The sequence below is a fragment of the Mycobacterium sp. 852013-50091_SCH5140682 genome (assembly GCF_001665685.1).
Lineage (GTDB): Bacteria > Actinomycetota > Actinomycetes > Mycobacteriales > Mycobacteriaceae > Mycobacterium.
This window is the reverse complement of the sequence record NZ_LZTB01000141.1, coordinates 1-18,700: the sequence shown is the minus strand read 5'-3', so window position 1 is coordinate 18,700 and position 18,700 is coordinate 1. Positions and strand designations below refer to the sequence as shown.

Sequence of the window (18,700 nt, the reverse complement as noted above, 5' to 3'; positions counted from 1 at the left end):
GGCGTCGTCCACGACTGCCGACCAAGCAACCTCCCGCTCAGTAGACATGAGCCGCACCGGTGCTCGCCGCCGATCACATACTCAAAGAGACAAGGGAGGTTCGATGACGACCGATGCGACCGCGACGGCGGCCGAGGCAGTGATGGATGCCGACGAACTGCGAGAGAACTTGCGCCAGGCCGATGCCGGGGTGCTGGTAGCGGTGTTGGCGCAACTGACCGGTGACCCCGACGTGGTCGATCGATTCGGCCCGCAGATCTCCCACGTCCCCGACCCGCCCGAGCACATCGGTGTCGCCGCTCCGGAGACTCTCGACGAGCTCGTCGACGAGATCGTCGTTGCCATGGGCACCCCGCGGCCGGTGGACGCCGTGTGCGCCGACGATCCGGAACTGTTCGGTCGGATCGCCCCACTGGCCCTGGGAACCGAGGTCGATACGCAATATGTGGGGCTGTTGCTGGAACAGGGTGGCTTCCATCCGTCCCAGCCCGTCCTGCCCCGGGCCGCCAGGCTGCCCACCGGTTTCAAGGTCGTCGTCATCGGCGCGGGAATTGCCGGATTGGCCGCCGCGCTTGAGCTTTCCGCCGCCGGAATCGAGTATGAGATCATTGATCGGAACGACGAGGTCGGCGGCACCTGGTACACCACCGTCTATCCGGGCATCGGAGTGGACACTCCGTCGGCTTACTATTCACTCTCGCGTGACATCAACGGCGATTGGTCGAATTACTACCCGCAGGGCGCCGAGTATCAGAACTATCTCGTGTCGGTGGCCGACAAGAACGGGCTGCGCGAGCGCACCAGGTTCGGTACCGAAGTGATAGCTCTGCGATGGGACGAGCGTCGCGGACAATGGGAAGTCCACACCGCCTCGCCGGGCGGCAGCCACGACGTGTCTTATGCGAACGTCGTGATCCCGGCCACCGGCTACCTGAATCGTCCTCGGTGGCCGGAATTGGCGGGCATGGAAACCTTCACCGGGGTGAGCATCCACTCTGCCGAATGGGATCCAGATTTGGACCTCACCGGCAAGAAGGTCGCGATCATCGGTGCGGGATGCACGGCGGTTCAGATCGTCGACGCCTCTGTGGACCAGGTGCAGCATCTGACAGTGTTCCAGCGACAGCCTCATTGGGTCGCGCCACGCAAGAGATTGAGCGACGAGGTTCCCGAGCCGCGGCGATGGCTCAACAACCACGTGCCGTATTACGCCAACTGGAATCGCCTGAAGTCGTTCTGGGGCACGGCCGACAATAACTACCCTGTCATCCTGCGTGATCCTGAATGGGCCGCCGAGCACCCGCTGTCCATATCGAAGGCCAACGATGTGCTATTGCAGATGTGCCTGGACTACATCGACCGGACGTTCGGGGCGGGCAGTGAGCTGGCCGCGAAGGTCACACCTGACTTCGCGCCATACGGGAAGCGGATCATCCGCGATCCGGGTGGCTACTACTCCGCGTTGACGCGATCGCATGTCGACGTCGAGGCCGCTGAACCCGCGCGGGTCAACGAGCGCGGCATCGTCACTCAAGACGGTCGTCAGATCGAATTGGATGTCATCGTCTACGCAACCGGCTATCACCTGGACTTCCTGTCCACCATCGATATTCGGGGTCGCAATGGGCTCACGCTGAGAGAAGTGTGGGGGGACAGCCCTAGTGCCTATCGGGGTGGGATGGTACCGGGATTTCCGAACATGTTCGTGTCATCGGCGCCCAACTACAGTCCCGGTCACGGCGCCGGACACAACTTCGGTGTCGAGGTTATGGTGCATTACGTCATGGAGTGCCTACAGTTGATGGCGCTGCGCGGGGCCGAAACCATCGAAGTCACGCCGGAGGCGTTCACAGACTACGTACGGGAGATCGACGAGACAATGGCCAAGACCGTGTGGTGTCACACCCCGACGGCACACACCTACTACCGTTCCGGTGGCGGCCGCATTGTCACGGCCTTCCCGTTCCGACTGATCGACGTGTGGCAGAGTCACCGCCGTCCGATAGAAGGGGATCTCGTCGTCGGATGAGCCAACTACTCAGCGGCAAAACCGCTTTGGTAACCGGCAGCAGCCGCGGTATCGGACGGGCAATCGCTCAGCGGCTGGCCGCCGAAGGGGCGACGGTGGCGGTGACGGCCAGGTCGTACGAACCTTCCCTGTCGACGAGGGCGGGAGAGTCGACTGCGTTGCCGGGAACGATCGACGAGACCATCGAACTCATCGAATCCGCCGGGGGTACAGCGCTCGGCATTGCCGCAGACCTCGAAAACCCACAACAGCGTGCGGGCTTGGTCGATCAGGTTGTGGAGTGCACCGGCCGGATCGACATTCTGGTCAACAACGCCGGGTTTGCCGACTATTCGGTCATCGAAGACATGTCGATGGCTACCTTCGATCGAACCGTCGAGCACTACGTGCGTACGCCATTTGTGTTGACGCAGGCAGCCATCCCACACATGCGCCAGCAGGGTGGTGGCTGGATCGTCAATATCGGCTCGGTGACCGGGCTCCCGCCGGTGCGGCCATACCGCGAATACAACAAGGCCTCCGGCGATGTCGTCTATGCATCGGTGAAGGCGGCCCTGCACCGATTCACCCAGGGGATCGCCGCCGAGTTGCTGGATGCCAATATCGCTGTCAACGCGGTCGGCCCGACCAGCGCAGTGCGAACTCCTGGAGCGGCCAGCCTGATACCGGACACGTTTCCGACCGAGCCCGTGGAGTACCTCGCCGAGACAGTTCTGGCGATGTGCCATCTGCCGGCCGTCGAACGCACTGGACTGGTCGCGTTCAGTCTGCACTACCCGTGGTCGCAGAACCTCGCGGTGCATTCTCTCGACGGCAAAGAGCTTCTGCCACCACTGCAGCCGCCGGTGACAGCTCATCCGCACATCCTGCCCGCGGGGGTGTGAGCGGTCAGGACAGCGCGGGTTGGGCGATGCTGCAGAAGCTGTGGCACACCCGGTCGCGGACAATCACATCGGTGGTCTCGGGATCGAACCAGCGATCAACCACCGCCCAGTGAATCGGGTGCATGAGGTAAGGGCCCATCAGACCGTCGACGTCGGTGAACTCTTGCTCGAACACGTGGGTCCATGATGTCGCCCCGACGGAGTCGATCACCCGGCTCAGTTGCCACGCGCGGATGGTGTCCACGTAGCGTGGCATCGATCGCAGCTCTGCCTCGAAGCGAGCAACGGTGTCCGAATCGGCTTCAGGCGCCACCCGCACCAGCAGAGTCCGGTAAACCGTGCCCGGCGTACCGGTGCTGACCGGCGTGCCCTGGTAGGTCACACCGTTGACCCGCGTGACTTCCGGATCTGCCAATACCGATGCGAACTGATCTGCCACGCATCGCCATTGGCCCTTGTCGGCGAAACGCAGATGGACCAGTAGGTCGCCTCCGTTGCGTGAACAGGGTTCGGTGGCCGCCACGATCCAGCTCTGTGCATCGGTGGCCGTCGCGGTGTCACGAAGTGTCGTCAGCAGGCGGGAGCGATGATTCGTGGTGACATCGATCAGGCGGGTAACGCTATACATCGGTCTCTCCTTGCATTCCGCACAGGGTGTCGACATCCGCGGCCGAAGCGGCAACCGAACGCGATCGCTCTTGCACCAATTCGGCTATGCTCGACCACCATTGGGCCAGCGACGGGTCTGGGCGGCCTTGCCAGGTCATCTGCCACCAGGCCAGCGGGTCGGGCAGGCTCCAGATAACGGTGACGGTGTTGGGTTGGTCGTCGAACCAGATCGGTGGGCTGACCAGAACGTGCTCCAGCGTCATACCGCGCTCGCGCGCGCCGGGCGCATACTCGGTGAGGTATCGATCGATGAACGCCCGCGCCTGGCCGCACTGGGTCAGCACGCGGTCGATGACATAGACGACTTTCCTGACTTCGTTGTCGGCCATGCAACGAGGTTAAGGATGACATTGGTATTCCCGGCTGTGCGCTCCCGGCCAATGGGAAAGCGGCGTTGACCGCACCCTCGGGGAGGGTGACAGTAGCGTAATGACCGACATCAGCGCAGACCCGTTCGCCCCGACTCAGCTTGGGCCAATTCGGTTGCGCAACCGGACGATCAAGGCTGCGACCTCAGAGGGCCGGTCGCCGCACGGCCTTGTCACCGACGACCTCGTCGAGTTCCATCGGACCTTCGCCGCCGGCGGCGTCGGCATGACCACGGTTGCCTATTGCTGCGTGTCGTCAGAGGCCGCCAGTGCACCGGGACAAATCGTCATGAACGGGGCGGCGTTACCGGGCCTGCGCAAACTCACCGACGCGGTGCACCATGCCGGCGCAGCCATCTCGGCGCAACTGGGGCATGCCGGTGTGGTGGCGCAGAAGCGGCTGACCGGCGTGACGGCCATGGCGCCGAGCCGGTTTGTCAATCCGGCCTCGTTCGCCTATTGCCGGGAGATCAAACGAAGTGAGATCGGCATGGTGATCGACCAGTTCGGCGACGCCGCTCAGGTCGCCGTGGACGCCGGATTCGACGCGGTGGAACTGCATTTCGGACACCTATATCTGCCAAGCTCCTTTTTGAGTCCGCTGATCAACCGGCGCAGGGACGAGTACGGCGGCGATATCGACAACAGGTCACGTTTCGTGCGCGAGATCGCGCAGCGCGTTCGGGAGGTGGTCGGGAACCGGGTCGCGGTGATCGCCAAACTGGACATGGACGACGGTCTGCCCGGCAGCATCTGGATCGACGAAGCGTTGCGGACCGCGCAGCTGTTGGATGTCGACGAGACCTTGGACGCCATCGAGCTGACCCAGGGATCATCGGTTTTCAAGCCGATGTACCTGTTCCGCGGGGATGTTCCGGTGCGAGAGTTCGCCCAGGTCATGCCGCGGGCAATGCGGCCGGCGATCCGAATCGCGGGCAAATGGGCGATGGGCAGCTATCCCTACGAGGATCTCTACATGCTCTCTGCCGCACGCCAATTCGTTCCGTTGATGCGCAACACCAAGTTGATTCTGCTGGGTGGCATCACCAACTGCGAAAACCTCGAAGTCGGGTTGCGGGAGGGGTTCGATTTCCTGGCAATGGGTCGTGCGCTGCTGCGTGAGCCGGATCTGGTGAACCGGATGCGCGCCGACCGCAGCGTCCGCAGCCGCTGCAATCACAACAACCGGTGCATGGTGACGGTATTCGATCGCACCCATTGCGTCCTGGACCCGGAGCAGCGTTACGGTGCCGCTGCCCCGTTGGTCCTCGAAACCCCGAACGGCTCCGCTATTACCCAGTGACCTTGTGGCCGAGTACGGTTGCCACATCGACGCAGGCCTGAGCGCGAGCACGCCGGCAGATATCGAGAGCACGCATGGTCATGAAGCCGTGAACTCCTCCGTCGAACACTCGCGTAACGCTCGACACACCCGCGGCCCGCAGCGCTTCGGCATACGCCAAACCCTCGTCGCGGAGCGGATCGTGGCCGGCGACGAAGGTGATTGCGGGCGGTAAGCCGGCGAGATCGGCCTGCAGAGGAGATGCATACGGGTGCTCACGGTCGGAGATGTCGGGGACATACTGGTCCCAGTACCACTGCAACGCGCGGCGGGGGTTGTAGAAGCCCTCGCCGAACCGGCGGTAGGAATCGGTATCGAAATCGGCGGCGATGACTGGATACAGCAGCAGCTGGCCCGCCAACTCGGCGCCGCCGCGGTCACGCGCCATGACCGTGGTGACGGCAGCGAGATTGCCCCCGGCGCTGTCGCCGCCAACCATGAGGGCGCCTGGGTCGCCGCCCAACGTCGAAACCTGGTCGGCCGCCCAGCACGTGGCGGCGTACATGTCTTCGGCTGCGGCCGGCCATGCGCCTTCCTCGGAGGCTCGTCGATAGTGCACGGAGATCACCACGGCGGGAATGCGATTGGCGAGGTCACGGCAGAGCTCGTCGTGGCTGTCGAGATCGCAGAACACCCAACCGCCGCCATGCGCGAATACGAGGGTAGGTACGGGGCCGGCGGTGCGCGGCCGATAGATCCGAACCGGCACCATTCCGGCCGGACCGGGAACGGTCGTATCCTCTATGGCGCCCATGGCTTCTGGTTGCGCCACGGGCACGAATCGAGACCGGATCGCGGCACGTGCCTGCTCGCCGGTCATGGTGTGGACGGCTGGGAAACCGGAGTCCAACGCCTCGATGATGTCGGCGATCTCTGGATCGAGCCCGGTGGTCACACCGGGCGCTGCGTCGTGATGGTCGCTCATGCCGGCTGCGGGCTACTCGCCGCAGGCGCAATCGAGGCCGCCGGCCCGCCCCGTAAGGGCCGCATATGCTGCAAGGCCGCCGGGACCGGGGCGCCTTCCATCGACCGCCAAATTCCGAGCGCCGCCATCCGCACCGGTGCAACGAGTTGCTGGTCCAGCGAAACGATCTGACTCATCGGACCACAGACCGAGATCGCGGCAACAGCGTCGCCGGGGTCACCCACAGGGGCAGCGACGCAGCCGAAGCCGCGCAGTGATTCTTCGCGATCGAATGCCACGCCGTGCGCACGTACCTTCATCAACTCGTTGCTCAACTGAGCATGGGTACGGATCGAGTACTTGGTTTGCTGCCCTAGGTCGGTACCCAGCAGCTCGATGGCGTGATCGTCTGCGAACGCCAACATGGCCTTGCCGACCGCTGCGCAATGTGCCGGCTGGCGGCCGCCGACGCGCGTCGGGATCGCTGTGGCCATCCTGGCGCCCACCTTCTCCATGTAGACCACATCAGGTCCGTCGAGGACAGCCAGGTGAACAACCAGACCCGTGGCGGCATGCAGCTTGTGCAGGATCGGGATCGCCGCTTTGTGTAGACGGTCCTGGTGCACCGCAAGCGATCCCAGCTCGACGAGGCGCATCCCCAGTTCGTAGTCGCGCCCGATACGACGCACCCAACGCAGTTCCACGAGTCGCTCGAGAAACCGATGTGCAGACGAACGGGGCAACCCGGTGCGCCGCACGATTTGCGCCAGGGTGAGCCGGCCTGGTCCGTCGAATGCGTCGAGAACGGCGGAGACGCGATCAATGACCGCGCTGGGCGCGTCGGCAGCGGTCTTCGTGGCGGTGGTCGCGAACTGTTCGATGGTCGCGGTCATGGCATCCTCCGTGAGCGGCGATATGACTAGTCGCTATATGACTAATAGGAATATACCTACCACAAACGTGTGTCTGCTGTCACATCTTGGGACCGGTCGCGGACGGTCAGGGAGGTGCCCGGCCAGTGTGGGCAGTGGACTTCACCAGTCGGGCGAGGGAGCTGATGTCAGCTGCATCCGAGGCGCTCAACCACGGGCTGCGGCGGCCCCGGCCCGGCGACCATAGAAGCTGCCGTCGCCGAGCGAGATGCCGCTGGCGTACCCCCACGCCGCCAGGCCGGCAGTCGATCTGCCCGCCGCATACAGGCCCGGAATGGGTTCGCCGCTGACATGGAGAACCTCAGCGTCAAGGGTGGTGGCCAGACCGCCGAGCGTGAATCCGCCCGTGCTCTCCCTCAGATCGATGGCACCCAGTGGCGCGCCGATCGGCCTGAGCCACTGCGGCTTCTTGTGCAGAAGCGGATCCTCGCCTCGAGTCGCACCGTCGTTGTAGGCCTCGACCGTGTGCTGCAGCGAGCCCGGCGGCAACCCGATTGCCTCTTCGAGTTCGGCCACGGTATCGGCAACCCAGGTCGGTGGCCGGAACATCAGCTGCGGTGTCGGTGAGGACATGGCCTCCTCGTGAGCCTCACCGTCGATGATCAGATAGGCGGTGTTGTCCTGGTGGTAGAGCGTCAGCTGGCCGATACGGCCTGGGTAGGTGTCCTCGGGCACATAGCGTTGGCCGCGGGCGTTGACCAGGACGCCACGCACCAACTGCTGCGGATCGGCGAAGATGGCGACCTCGGTGGCGTCCATGTGTGCGAGATCGGCGCCCAGCGCCTGTGCCATACGAATAGCTCGTCCGTCGTGCTGCTCGATCGACGCTGCCGGACGACCCGCAATGCGCGGAGCGTACTGCGCCACCATGGAGTCGTTGTATGCGAAGCTGCCGGTTGCCAGCACGACCCCGCGCCGCGCTCGAATCGCGACCGGGTTGCCGTAGCGGCGGGCGGTGAGGCCGACGACTCGCCCTCCGGTATCGACGACGAGCCGCTGAACACGGACGTCGTAGAGGGCCCGCGTCCCCGCCGCCGTCGCCGTCTCGACGAGCGGCTTCATCAACATGTAGCCGGCGCTGGCCTCACCTTGCTTCTTGCCGGACATCTGTGGGACGTGACCGCGGGGGGCGGGCCGCGCCACGGTGTTGAACGGGAAGGAGTTCTCTCCGCCGCTGAACATCAAACCTTGGTCACCCATCGGCTCCCAGCCGGGCTCACCGAAGAACTCCGCCTTGAATGGCACACCGCAACCGACCAGCCAGTCGAAATGCGCGACGCTGTGTTCGCAGTAGTCGGCGATGCGCTCGGTGTCAGCTCCCGGACCCATGGCCACATTCAGAAATGCGGCCATATCTTCCACGGAATCGTCGAAACCGCACGCGGTCTGCAGCGCCGTACCGCCGCCGAGGTAGATGAATCCGCCCGCCATCGCTGCGGCCCCGCCCCACGAGCAGGTCCTTTCCAGCACCAGCACGTCGGCGCCGCCACGTGCCGCCTCGACCGCCGCGGCGGCACCGGCGACGCCATAGCCTGCGATGACTACATCGGCTTCGTGATCCCAGCCGGCGATGTCGCCCACCGCAACTGGAACGACTTCGGTGTTCACGGGCGCATGGCCGCGGGCAGATCAGATACCCACTCGTGGCCCCAGTAACTGTCGGCCGTGATTTCTTCGGCGGTGTAATAGGTTTCGTCGACGCGCGTACCTTCGGTGCCGAACTCGACGTCCCAATCGCCGGGCGCACGCACATAGAACGACACCATCTTGTCGTTGGTGTGCCGCCCGAGTGTCGACGACAACTGGAAGCCGTCCTTGTTCACGCGGTCCAGGGCCTGGCCGACTGCGTCGAGGGTGTCGACCTCGACCATGAGATGGATCAACCCGGGGTCGCGCAGGTTCGACGCCGGGCAGATGGCCAGGCTGTGGTGACGCTGATTGACACCCATGAACCGCACCCGTACCGGCCCGAATTCTGGTGGCACCGGCACCCGGAACGCGCCGCGCGACTTGAACCCGAGTACCTGCGTATAGAACTCGAACAGTCCGTTGACGTCCAATGCAGGCAGCACCACGTGGCCCAGCCCCTGTTCACCGGTGACGAACTTGGCGCCGAACGGTGTCACCACGGGACTGTGATCGAGTACCGCGCCGTGGAATACCTCCAGCGAGGTGCCGGCGGGATCGTCGAATGCGATGACCTCTTCAACGCGTCGGGCATCGGCCTCCGCCAGTGACAGTTCCTTGTACGGAACGCCGGCGGCGTCAAGTGCACTTTTGAGTTCCTCAAGGTCTGCGTGGTCGCGAACCTCCCAGCCGACGGTGACGATCTTGTCGGTATCGCCGGGCGTGACGATGATCCTGGCGGCGCGCTCGTCCATGCGCAGGTACAGCGTCGCGGGATCGGGCCCGCCGCCTTCCGCGAAACCCAATACGCCGAAGGCGAAATGGCGCCACCGCTCGATATCGGTCGCCTGGACGGTCACGTAGCCCAGGCTCTTGATCAAGGCCATTGTGTTCCCCTCAGATCATCGCCCGCAGCGGACCCTGGGGGTCCACACCGAGCGAGCTCAATGCCGATGCGTGATAAACGGTGCCGGGAACGTGGATCGCATGCGCCTGCCCCACGTGGACGTCGCGCCAATAGCGCTGCAGCGGTTTGTCCATCCGCGCTGCGTTCCCGCCGCACCTGGCGAAGATCTCGTCGACCGCCGACACCGCCCGCCACACGGCACGCACCTGCGTGCGTCGTCCCGCGGCCCGGTCCTCGAACGACACCTCCTCGCCGGCGTCGACCATGTCGTAGATGCGGTCGGCATTGGCGAGCAGTTCCTGACGCGCCGCGTTGATGTCGGCGGCCGCCTCACCGATGGCATACATGACATAGGGATCGTCCTTGATCGCGACACCGCTGGAGTTGACGCGCTCGCGCTGGTAGTCGAGAGCGGCGGCCAGTGCACCCTCGGCGATACCGATGGTCGCCGAAGAAATGCCGAGCGGGAACATGGTCGACCACGGCATGAGGTAGAGCGTCTCGGTCATACCGGCTTCGCGTTGGGCGGTGCCGTCCATCACCTTCATCGCGTCCATCGTCCGGTACGACGGCACGAACGCATCCTTGACGGTGACATCCTTGGAGCCGGTACCGCGCAGGCCGACAACATCCCACGAGTCCTCGACGATCTCATAATCCTTGCGGGGCAGGATCATATGCAGCATCTGTGGGGGCGTGAGCGGCTTGCCGTCTGCATCGCCGATCATGGCTCCGAGGAAGATCCAGTCACAATGGTCGGTGCCGGAGCTGAACTGCCACCGGCCGTTGAAGATATAGCCGCCCTCGACCGGTTTGGCCACACCCTGCGGTGCATAAGGAGAGGCCACCCAGGTGTCGATGTCGTCGGCCCAGATCTCCTCCCCGACACGGGGATCGGCGTATGCCAACTGGTACGGATGTACGCCCACGACACCGTTGATCCACCCGGCGGAGGGATCCAGGGCCGCGGTGGCCATCACAGTTTCTGCGAACTCGCGCGGGTGAACCTCAAGTCCGCCATGCCGTTTCGGCTGCAGCAGCCGTATGGAGCCCACCTGCTTCATGGTCTTGACCGTGTCGTCGGTCAACTTACCGATCTTCTCCGCCTCGGCGGCCTGCCCGCGGAGCTGCTCGGCCAGCTCCGCGATACTGTCGATCACCCGTTTCGTCATGGTTCTGATGGTGGACTCATCAGCTGCCCAGCCGTCGCGGCTGTCCCAGTGAGTGGACGTGAATCAGCACTGGAATTACGGATTCCCAGCCGCCGGAACACGAATCGCCCCGGGTGCAACAGTACCGACAGAAGCGGCCTGACCGAACGGCGACGCTGTTGTGAGATACCGAAATGCCGGTCGGCAGAGGGGGTCGAAAAACGGGTTTCAGAACTCAATTTTGAGTTTGTGTGACCGTGGACAAGCCTGGCAGGCCAGGAAAAGGCCATCGGCGATGTCGTCGTCCTCGAGAATCTCGGCATTGCCCATCGCGACTTCGCCCTCGATCGTGGTTGCCGCACACGAACCGCAATGGCCTTCCCGACACGAGTAGGGCACGGCGATGCCTGCGGCCAGCATGGTCTCTACGAGATTGCGCCCGCGCGGCCATCGCAACGTATGCACCTGGCCGTCGAGTTGGATCTCGGCCTCGGCAGCGTCCGTGTCGTCGACAACGAGCGTTTCGGCGGTTACCTCGGCGAACGGATCGCCGGTCAGCGACTGGAATACTTCCTGATGGATCCGGTCCCGCGGAACGCCGGCCTCTGTCAACGCCTCCCTGACCACGGCCATGTAGGGCGCTGGTCCGCAGATGAACGATTCGTAGCCGCTGAACATGCTCGCGAATGCGCTGAGCTGAGCGTGGGTTGGCAGGCCTTGAATCGATTCGAGCCAGTGCAGCACCGTGATCCGGCCGGCATAGCGCGCTGCGAATTCACGCAACTCGGCTGCGAAAATGACGGACTTCTCGTCGCGGTTGGCGTAGCACAGGATGACCCGGCCGGTGCCGGCCACCAGCACGGATTTCAAGATCGACATCACCGGTGTGATACCGCTGCCCGCGGCCCACAGCAAGAAGTCGCCGTCGAGACTGGTTGGGGTGAACACTCCGGACGGAGGCAAAACCTCAATCGTGTCACCGGAGGAAATGTTGTCGCACAGCCAATTTGAACCGTATCCGCCTTCGGTTCGCTTGATGGTGACCTTCGGGGACTCGTCGGTATGCGGTGAACTTGCCAGAGAGTAGCAACGGGCTACCGCACCCGTGAGGTCACTGGGCACCCGCAGTGTCAAGAACTGCCCGGGGCGGTAGGCGAACCGATCGCGGTGCTCGTCGGGCACGGTCAGTACCAGTGAGCGAGCGTCGTGGCTTTCGTCGACGACCTCGCTGACGGTAACCACCACGGTACGCACACGGGTTGTCTCCGTCGGGGCGGATTCCACGTCGGTCATGCGTGCCATCTTGGTCGGGGCAACACCGCGGGTGCGGGCGCTCGTCCAATGGCCGGGACGAAATTATGGGATGCCCGCTCACCGGGAAACCCCACCGGCGGTGCGGATCGGAGGCCCTACCGTACGGTGCGTGAGCAGCGTGACCGGGTTCGATGTCGATGTAGTTGTGGTCGGAGCAGGGTTCGGGGGGTTGTACGCTCTGCACCATTTCCGTGAGCAGGGACTGTCCGTGCGGGTGTTCGAGGCTGCACCTGATGTGGGCGGCACGTGGTACTTCAACCGATACCCCGGTGCTCGCTGCGACGTGGAGAGCGTCGACTACTGCTATTCCTTCTCCGAGGAACTTCAGCAGGAATGGACCTGGACCGAGAAGTACGCGACTCAGGGCGAGATCCTCAAGTACATCAACTGGGTGGCCGACCGGCTGGATCTCCGCAGCGGGATCACGTTCAACACCGTTGTCAGCTCTGCCGTGTTCGATGAGGATGCGTTGCTCTGGCGGGTGACCGCCGAGGGTGCCGCCGGTACGGTCACTGTCGCTGCGCGGTTCGTGGTCATGGCCACCGGGCCACTGTCGGCATCGTTGACGCCGGATTTCGCCGGACTGGAAACCTTCGCCGGCGAGATCTACCACACCGCGCATTGGCCGCACGAGGGCGTCGATTTCACCGGCAGACGCGTCGCCGTCATCGGCACGGGATCATCGGGCATCCAGTCGATTCCGGTGATCGCCGAACAAGCAGAGCAGCTGTACGTATTCCAACGCACGCCGAATTACAGTGTCCCGGCTGGCAACCGCGCACTGACCGATGCTGAGATCGCCGAGATCAAGGCCAACTACGCGCAGCGGCGCCACAAGTCGTGGCGCAGCGGCGGAGGGTCGCCGCACGTGGCCCACCCGAAACTGACCATGGAAGCCACTCCGGAGGAGCGCCGCGCGGCGTTCGAAGAGCGCTGGAATCTCGGCGGTGTGCTGTTCTCCAAGACTTTCGCCGATCAGATGACGAACATCGAGGCCAACGAGGAGGCGCGCAAATTCTACGAGGAGAAGATCCGCGCGCTCATCGACGCCCCTGAGCTCGCGGAGTTGTTGATTCCCACCGATCATCCGATCGGAACGAAACGAATCTGTACTGACTCCAACTATTTTCAGACGTTCAATCGGTCCAATGTCAGGTTGGTCAGCGTTCGCAAGACGCCCATCGAATCCGTCGACGAAAGCGGGATCAACACGACCGAGGCGCATTACGGCGTTGACGCCATCGTGCTGGCGACCGGGTTCGATGCGATGACGGGCGCGTTGGCCAAGATCAACATCGTCGGCCGCGGGGGCAGGCGGCTCGTCGATTCCTGGGCCGATGGACCGCGGACCTACCTGGGCCTGAGTGTCGACGGTTTCCCGAATCTGTTCCTGGTGTCAGGCCCGGGTGCCCCTGCCGTGCTGGCGAACATGGTGTTGCATGCCGAAGCGCACATCAACTGGATCGCCGATGCCATCGCCTACCTCGACGAGCAGGGCTACGCCGCCATGGAAGCCACACCGGAAGCCGTGGACGGCTGGGTTCTCGAATGCAATCAGCGAGCCGATGCGACATTGTTCCCTCGGGCGAATTCTTGGTACATGGGTGCCAACGTTCCGGGAAAGCCGCGGGTTTTCATGTTGTTCATCGGCGGATTTGCAGCCTATCTCGACATCTGCGCCGAGATCGCCAACGCCGATTACAAGGGATTCGCCTTGATCGAGGGATCCTAGATGCCGACCTTGGCGGGCAAGGTTGCCCTGGTCACCGGCGCGTCACGCGGGACGGGCCGGGCGCACTGCGAGCGGTTTGCCGATGCAGGTGCCGACGTGATCGCGGTGGACATCGATGCGATGCAGGACGAACTCGGGTGTACCGCAGCGTCGGTGCGGGAGCGTGAAAGGCGCTGTGTCGCCGGGTTGGCGGATGTGCGTAACTTGCACGTGCTCTCCGAGGTGGTCGATGCCGCCGTTGCCGAGCTCGGACGCCTGGACGTCGTTGTGGCCAATGCGGGCATTCATCCGCCCGGAGCCCCGACGTGGGAACTGTCCGAAAAGGCGTGGCGGGACACCCTCGATGTCAATGTAACCGGAGTGTGGCACACCGTAAAGGCGACGGCCAGGCATTTCGGCGACGACGGTGGATCGATCGTCATCATCAGCTCGACCAGCGGCATACGCGGTACCGCCAACTCCGCGCATTACACAGCGAGCAAACACGCCGTGGTTGGGCTGGTGCGCACGTTGGCCAACGAGCTCGGCCCGCGACGCATTCGGGTCAACACGGTGCACCCCGGCGCGGTCGCGACCCCGATGGTTCGCAACGCGGCAACGTATCGACGCCTGTGCCCCGACATCGAAGACCCGACAGAGGCCGATGCCGCGCGAGTACTTGCGGCCCGCCATCTTTTGCCCGTGCCGTGGGTTGAGCCCGTGGACGTTGCCAACGCCGTGGTGTTTCTTGCCTCCGACGACGCGAGATACATCACCGGAACCGAGCTTGTCGTCGATGCCGGTCTCACCCAAAAGACATGACGCACAGGGAAGGGCGGCTGGCCCGGAAGGTAGCTTTCATCACGGGTGCAGCTCGCGGCATCGGACGCGCCCAGGCGGTGCGCTTCGCCGAGGAAGGCGCCGCAGTCATCGCCGTCGACCTTTGCGGCCCGATCGCCACCGTGGGCGTACCTCCGGCCACTCCCACCGATCTTGCGGACACCGCGCGGCTCGTGCGAGCAGTCGGTGGCCGCATCTCGACCGCGATCGTCGACGTCCGTGACGTCGACGGGCTCGCCGCCGCGGTCGACACCGGTGTCGCAGAATTCGGTGGTCTCGACATCGTCTGTGCCACAGCGGGAATCACATCGAGGGCAGCCATGGCGGAGATGGATGAGCAGACTTGGCAGACCATGCTCGATGTGAACCTCACTGGAGTGTTCCATACCTGCAAAGTCACCGCGCCGCAGCTGATCGCGCGCGGTGCCGGCTCCATCGTCCTGGTCAGCTCAATCGCTGGGCACCGCGGACTGGTCGGTGTGGGTCATTACACCGCCGCCAAACACGGCATCGTCGGCCTGATGCGCAGCTTGGCGCATGAGCTTGCACCGCACGCGATTCGGGTCAATACGGTCCACCCGACCAACGTTGACACACCGCTGATCCAGAATGACATGGTCCGCAGCGCATTTCGGCCAGACCTGGACCGCGTGCCCACTCGTACAGAGTTTGCACAGGCGGCGCGGTCGATGAACCTTCTCGACATCCCGTGGGTGGAACCGCAAGATGTCGCGAATGCGAGCCTGTTTCTGGCATCCGACGAGGCCCGATACATCACCGCCGCCGCGTTGCCGGTCGACGGCGGCAGCACACAACGATGAAGAGAAATCGGTGATCGATCTCGACAAGTGCGGAAGGTGGGCAGTGGTCGCGGGCGGCTCGGAAGGAGTCGGCGAGGACAACGCGGTGGCGCTGTGTGAATCATTCGTTCTGCTTCGCCGTCCACAGCCACTGCCAGACAGTCGGTTCCCTCACCAAGCTTGGCAAGCATCGGCCCAGGAGTATCTCGTGTGGCGTGAGGCCGCCAACCACTTCGAGCTGCAACGCAGAGAGGAGGGCTGGCGCATCACCAAACGCACGAGCCGCATGCTGGACGGAAGACCGGCCGGCCACCGGCTGCCCATCGCGGGCGCCACCGGAGCCCCGCTTGGCGCCGAAGCCGATGAGCGAGGAGCCTGACCGGTGGGCACATATGCAGTAACCGGATCAGCGTCCGGTATGGGCTGGGAAGTGGCGCAACGGTTGCGGGCAGCGGGTCACAAAGTCATCGGTGTTGATCTCAGAGACAGCGAGATCGTGGCCGACCTGTCGACCGATGGCGGTCGTCGCAGGGCTGTGGGTGAACTACTGACCACTTCCGGCGGTGTACTTGACGGCGCGGTGCTGGCGGCAGGGCTCGGTCCGATCCCTGGCCGGGAGCGTCTCATCGCGCAGGTCAACTATTTCGGCGTGACTGAGCTGTTGGATGCGTTGCGTCCGGCCTTGGCGCGCAGCGATCGCGCCAAAGTGGTGGTGATCGCGAGCAATTCGGCAACCACCACGCCAGCGGTACCGAGGCGAGCTGTGCGGGCGTTCCTGGCCGGTGATGGCGAGAAAGCCCTGCGCGCGGTGCGGTTCTACGGACGGGCTTCCGCTGCGATGATCTATGCCGCCTCCAAGATCGCAGTTGCTCGATGGGTGCGAAGACAGGCTGTGCGCCCAGACTGGGCGGGTGCGGGTATTCGACTCAACGCCGTGGCACCTGGGGCCGTGATGACACCGTTGCTGGCCGAGCAGTTGGCAGATCCAAAGGAAGCCAAGGCGGTCAAATCCTTCCCGGTGCCGGTCGGGGGCTACGGTGACGCCGGGCATCTCGCGGACTGGATGATGTTCATGCTGTCGGATGCGGCTGACTTCCTCTGTGGAAGCGTTGTTTTCGTTGATGGCGGTTCTGATGCGTACTTCCGTGCGGAGTCCTGGCCGGCTCCTGTGCCAGCCAGGTCTCTGCCCCGGTATCTGCTGCGCTTTCTCAGCTATCCCCGTTCAGGTGGCTGACACCGAGGAACGGCAGCACTGTTCGTTCGAACGCTTCCTTGGCCTCGATCATGACCCAATGCCCACAGTTGGGGAACACGTGTAGTTCGGCGTTCGGGATGCTCTTCATGGGTATCAGCGACATGTCCAGCGGGCTCACCCGGTCGTCGCGTCCCCATGTCAGCAAGGTCGGCGCCTGTACCTTGTGCATGATCGCCCACGGCATCGGGGAATCCATCGTGCGCATCATCTCCATCATCGCCGCGAACGCGGCCTTGCCGTACATCCGCCGTGCGGATTCCAGCGTTGCGGGATCTGTGGCCAGCGCCCACCGCTCCTCGATGAGGTTCTCGGTGACGAGGTTCGGGTCATACACCATCGAGTTCAGCCAGTCGACCAACTTCGTCCGGGTCGGCTGCTCGGTGAACTCCTGAAGTAGTCGGATACCTTCGCTGGGCCCAGGGCTGAAGATGCTCGTGCCGATGCCGCCGATCGTCACCAACCGCCCGACGCGTTCGGGATGGTTGATGGCGAAGTTGACGCCGACACCGCCGCCCATGGAGTTGCCGATCACGTCGACGCGCTCGAGTCCGAGAGCGTCAGTGAATGCCACCGCGGCCCCTTGCGCGTCGACCATTGGGTGGCCGCCGAAATCGTCGCTGATCCCGAAACCGGGGAACTCCAGGATCAAGCAGCGGAAGTGCCGGGCGAACACGGCGAGGTTGCCGCGGAAGTTGCGCCAACCGGTCACTCCCGGACCGGAGCCATGCAGCATCAGTAACGGCGGACCGTCACCGGCCTCGTGGTAGCGCAGAACTCCTTTCGGGGTGGTGACCTCACGCAATGTGTCCTGGTATTCGAACGTCAGCATCGTCATTGAGAGCCCTTTCTAGGTGATACGGATGCGATCACACACCATCCGCGTTGTCCCGCATAGCCCGAGTGTCGAATGACTGGAACATCGGAAGGTTGAATCGATCGACGCTCAGTTCTGTGTGAGTCATATGACTTCCAGTGAGTGGACGCAGCGGGATGGGGCCAGTGGTTTCGGCGTGACGATGTGTCTGTTGGGATCTGTGGTCAAGGAGACGGACAGTTGCACGACGAGACCGATGTGGTGACGTATCAGGTGCGCGACGGCGTCGCGGTTGTCACGATGAATCGTCCGCGCTATCGGAATGCCCAGAACTCGGTGATGACGTACGCCCTGGATTCGGCGTTCGCGTCAGCCGTCGACGATGACGAGGTCGATGTCATCGTGCTGGCCGGAGCCGGTGAGCATTTCAGCGCGGGACATGATCTGGGCACTCCTGGGCGTGATCACCACGTTCATTACGACAACCGTGCGGTGCTTTGGTGGGATCACCTCGAGAGGTCTGGCGGGGACCAACGGTTCGCTCGCGAGATGGAGGTCTATCTCGGGATGTGCCGGCGATGGCGGGAAATTCCGAAGCCAACCATCGCCATGGTTCAGGGTGCCTGCATCGCCGGAGGACTGATGCTGGCCTGGGTGTGTGATGTGATCGTGGCGTCGGACGACGCGTTCTTCTCGGATCCGGTTGTGCAGATGGGGATTCCGGGAGTGGAGTACTTCGCCCACCCATGGATGGTGGGGTCGCGTTTTGCCAAAGAGCTTCTGTTCACAGGTGATCGGTTCAGCGCTCAGCGTGCGTACGAGGTCGGCATGGTCAACCGGGTCGTGTCTCGTGATGATCTGGAGCGCACGACATTCGCATTGGCCTCACGAATCGCATCGATGCCGCGGTTTGGACTGTCGTTGACCAAGAAGGCGGTCAACCAGTGTGAGGACCAGATGGGAATGCGCAACGGAATGGATTCGGTCTTCGGGCTCCACCACTTCGCGCACGCACACAATGCCGAAGTCGCAGCAGATTCCCTGGGGGGTATGGATATCAAGGCCATGGTGGAGCGGCACAATGCTTAGCGTCGAGGTTCGTGATCAGCTGGCGGCAGACTTGGCTCAGGCTGAGCGCAGCCAGGTTCCGATGA

At 63.8% G+C, this 18,700-nt stretch carries 18 protein-coding genes; 9 read left to right on the top strand and 9 right to left on the bottom strand.

Going from position 1 to position 18,700, the window contains the following annotated elements:
• Positions 1-103: 103 nt before the first annotated feature.
• Both A5784_RS36785 and A5784_RS36780 read left to right on the top strand, forming a co-directional pair.
• On the top strand, positions 104-2,029 hold the full coding sequence (locus tag A5784_RS36785) for a flavin-containing monooxygenase (protein WP_064949790.1): 1,926 nt from the start codon (positions 104-106) through the stop codon (positions 2,027-2,029).
• The gene (locus A5784_RS36780) at positions 2,026-2,913 is read left to right on the top strand and encodes an SDR family NAD(P)-dependent oxidoreductase (protein ID WP_064949789.1); all 888 of its coding nucleotides are present in this window, start codon (positions 2,026-2,028) and stop codon (positions 2,911-2,913) included. The genes A5784_RS36785 and A5784_RS36780 overlap by 4 nt, the downstream gene beginning before the upstream one ends.
• 4 nt (positions 2,914-2,917) lie before the next feature.
• Here A5784_RS36780 and A5784_RS36775 read toward each other — a convergent pair whose 3' ends face one another.
• Positions 2,918-3,541, bottom strand: a complete 624-nt coding sequence (locus tag A5784_RS36775; RefSeq protein WP_064949788.1) for a Dabb family protein — start codon at positions 3,539-3,541, stop codon at positions 2,918-2,920.
• Positions 3,534-3,911: a hypothetical protein gene (locus A5784_RS36770; RefSeq protein ID WP_064949787.1), complete on the bottom strand. Its 378-nt coding sequence runs from the start codon at positions 3,909-3,911 to the stop codon at positions 3,534-3,536. The genes A5784_RS36775 and A5784_RS36770 overlap by 8 nt, the downstream gene beginning before the upstream one ends.
• A gap of 100 nt (positions 3,912-4,011) precedes the next feature.
• Here A5784_RS36770 and A5784_RS36765 point away from each other — a divergent pair, with 100 nt between their 5' ends.
• On the top strand, positions 4,012-5,253 hold the full coding sequence (locus tag A5784_RS36765; protein ID WP_064949786.1) for an NADH:flavin oxidoreductase: 1,242 nt from the start codon (positions 4,012-4,014) through the stop codon (positions 5,251-5,253).
• Here the strand turns inward: A5784_RS36765 and lipP1 are convergent.
• The 6 genes from lipP1 to A5784_RS36735 form a co-directional block, all read right to left on the bottom strand.
• Positions 5,243-6,217 carry a LipP1 family hormone-sensitive lipase gene (gene lipP1, locus A5784_RS36760; RefSeq protein WP_064949785.1) on the bottom strand — a complete coding sequence of 325 codons (975 nt, stop codon included), beginning with the start codon at positions 6,215-6,217 and terminating at the stop codon, positions 5,243-5,245. The genes A5784_RS36765 and lipP1 overlap by 11 nt on opposite strands.
• Positions 6,214-7,089: an IclR family transcriptional regulator gene (locus A5784_RS36755; RefSeq protein ID WP_064949784.1), complete on the bottom strand. Its 876-nt coding sequence runs from the start codon at positions 7,087-7,089 to the stop codon at positions 6,214-6,216. Before A5784_RS36755 ends, lipP1 begins: the two co-directional genes overlap by 4 nt.
• A 186-nt stretch (positions 7,090-7,275) precedes the next feature.
• A complete protein-coding gene (locus A5784_RS36750) occupies positions 7,276-8,736 on the bottom strand; it encodes an FAD-dependent oxidoreductase (RefSeq protein WP_064949783.1) in 1,461 nt (486 codons plus the stop codon).
• Positions 8,733-9,641, bottom strand: a complete 909-nt coding sequence (bphC, locus tag A5784_RS36745; RefSeq protein ID WP_062830162.1) for a biphenyl-2,3-diol 1,2-dioxygenase — start codon at positions 9,639-9,641, stop codon at positions 8,733-8,735. Before bphC ends, A5784_RS36750 begins: the two co-directional genes overlap by 4 nt.
• 10 nt (positions 9,642-9,651) lie before the next feature.
• On the bottom strand, positions 9,652-10,833 hold the full coding sequence (locus A5784_RS36740; RefSeq protein WP_064949782.1) for an acyl-CoA dehydrogenase family protein: 1,182 nt from the start codon (positions 10,831-10,833) through the stop codon (positions 9,652-9,654).
• A 207-nt stretch (positions 10,834-11,040) separates the two neighbouring features.
• Entirely contained in the window at positions 11,041-12,105 is a 1,065-nt protein-coding gene (locus A5784_RS36735) for a ferredoxin--NADP reductase (protein WP_064949781.1), read from the bottom strand.
• Positions 12,106-12,175: 70 nt separating this feature from the next.
• Here A5784_RS36735 and A5784_RS36730 point away from each other — a divergent pair, with 70 nt between their 5' ends.
• The 5 genes from A5784_RS36730 (at position 12,176) to A5784_RS36710 (ending at position 16,711) form a co-directional block, all read left to right on the top strand.
• A complete protein-coding gene (locus tag A5784_RS36730; protein WP_064949780.1) occupies positions 12,176-13,858 on the top strand; it encodes a flavin-containing monooxygenase in 1,683 nt (560 codons plus the stop codon).
• On the top strand, positions 13,859-14,659 hold the full coding sequence (locus A5784_RS36725; RefSeq protein ID WP_064949779.1) for a mycofactocin-coupled SDR family oxidoreductase: 801 nt from the start codon (positions 13,859-13,861) through the stop codon (positions 14,657-14,659).
• A complete protein-coding gene (locus tag A5784_RS36720; protein WP_064949778.1) occupies positions 14,656-15,498 on the top strand; it encodes a mycofactocin-coupled SDR family oxidoreductase in 843 nt (280 codons plus the stop codon). Before A5784_RS36725 ends, A5784_RS36720 begins: the two co-directional genes overlap by 4 nt.
• 187 nt (positions 15,499-15,685) lie before the next feature.
• Positions 15,686-15,856 carry a hypothetical protein gene (locus A5784_RS39535; RefSeq protein ID WP_232006396.1) on the top strand — a complete coding sequence of 57 codons (171 nt, stop codon included), beginning with the start codon at positions 15,686-15,688 and terminating at the stop codon, positions 15,854-15,856.
• Positions 15,857-15,859: 3 nt separating this feature from the next.
• Positions 15,860-16,711 carry an SDR family oxidoreductase gene (locus tag A5784_RS36710; RefSeq protein ID WP_064949776.1) on the top strand — a complete coding sequence of 284 codons (852 nt, stop codon included), beginning with the start codon at positions 15,860-15,862 and terminating at the stop codon, positions 16,709-16,711.
• Here the strand turns inward: A5784_RS36710 and A5784_RS36705 are convergent.
• Positions 16,686-17,561: an alpha/beta fold hydrolase gene (locus A5784_RS36705; protein WP_064949822.1), complete on the bottom strand. Its 876-nt coding sequence runs from the start codon at positions 17,559-17,561 to the stop codon at positions 16,686-16,688. The genes A5784_RS36710 and A5784_RS36705 overlap by 26 nt on opposite strands.
• A 225-nt stretch (positions 17,562-17,786) precedes the next feature.
• Here A5784_RS36705 and A5784_RS36700 point away from each other — a divergent pair, with 225 nt between their 5' ends.
• The gene (locus A5784_RS36700; protein WP_064949775.1) at positions 17,787-18,635 is read left to right on the top strand and encodes an enoyl-CoA hydratase; all 849 of its coding nucleotides are present in this window, start codon (positions 17,787-17,789) and stop codon (positions 18,633-18,635) included.
• Positions 18,636-18,700: the final 65 nt, after the last annotated feature.

Excerpts from the sequence above, each read along its gene's own strand:
- A5784_RS36785 (WP_064949790.1), top strand. The coding sequence starts at position 104 with ATGACGACCGATGCGACCGCGACGGCGGCCGAGGCAGTGATGGATGCC.
- A5784_RS36780 (WP_064949789.1), top strand. The coding sequence starts at position 2,026 with ATGAGCCAACTACTCAGCGGCAAAACCGCTTTGGTAACCGGCAGCAGC.
- A5784_RS36775 (WP_064949788.1), bottom strand. The coding sequence starts at position 3,541 with ATGTATAGCGTTACCCGCCTGATCGATGTCACCACGAATCATCGCTCC.
- A5784_RS36770 (WP_064949787.1), bottom strand. The coding sequence starts at position 3,911 with ATGGCCGACAACGAAGTCAGGAAAGTCGTCTATGTCATCGACCGCGTG.
- A5784_RS36765 (WP_064949786.1), top strand. The coding sequence starts at position 4,012 with ATGACCGACATCAGCGCAGACCCGTTCGCCCCGACTCAGCTTGGGCCA.
- lipP1 (WP_064949785.1), bottom strand. The coding sequence starts at position 6,217 with ATGAGCGACCATCACGACGCAGCGCCCGGTGTGACCACCGGGCTCGAT.
- A5784_RS36755 (WP_064949784.1), bottom strand. The coding sequence starts at position 7,089 with ATGACCGCGACCATCGAACAGTTCGCGACCACCGCCACGAAGACCGCT.
- bphC (WP_062830162.1), bottom strand. The coding sequence starts at position 9,641 with ATGGCCTTGATCAAGAGCCTGGGCTACGTGACCGTCCAGGCGACCGAT.
- A5784_RS36740 (WP_064949782.1), bottom strand. The coding sequence starts at position 10,833 with ATGACGAAACGGGTGATCGACAGTATCGCGGAGCTGGCCGAGCAGCTC.
- A5784_RS36735 (WP_064949781.1), bottom strand. The coding sequence starts at position 12,105 with ATGACCGACGTGGAATCCGCCCCGACGGAGACAACCCGTGTGCGTACC.
- A5784_RS36730 (WP_064949780.1), top strand. The coding sequence starts at position 12,176 with ATGCCCGCTCACCGGGAAACCCCACCGGCGGTGCGGATCGGAGGCCCT.
- A5784_RS36725 (WP_064949779.1), top strand. The coding sequence starts at position 13,859 with ATGCCGACCTTGGCGGGCAAGGTTGCCCTGGTCACCGGCGCGTCACGC.
- A5784_RS36720 (WP_064949778.1), top strand. The coding sequence starts at position 14,656 with ATGACGCACAGGGAAGGGCGGCTGGCCCGGAAGGTAGCTTTCATCACG.
- A5784_RS36705 (WP_064949822.1), bottom strand. The coding sequence starts at position 17,561 with ATGCTGACGTTCGAATACCAGGACACATTGCGTGAGGTCACCACCCCG.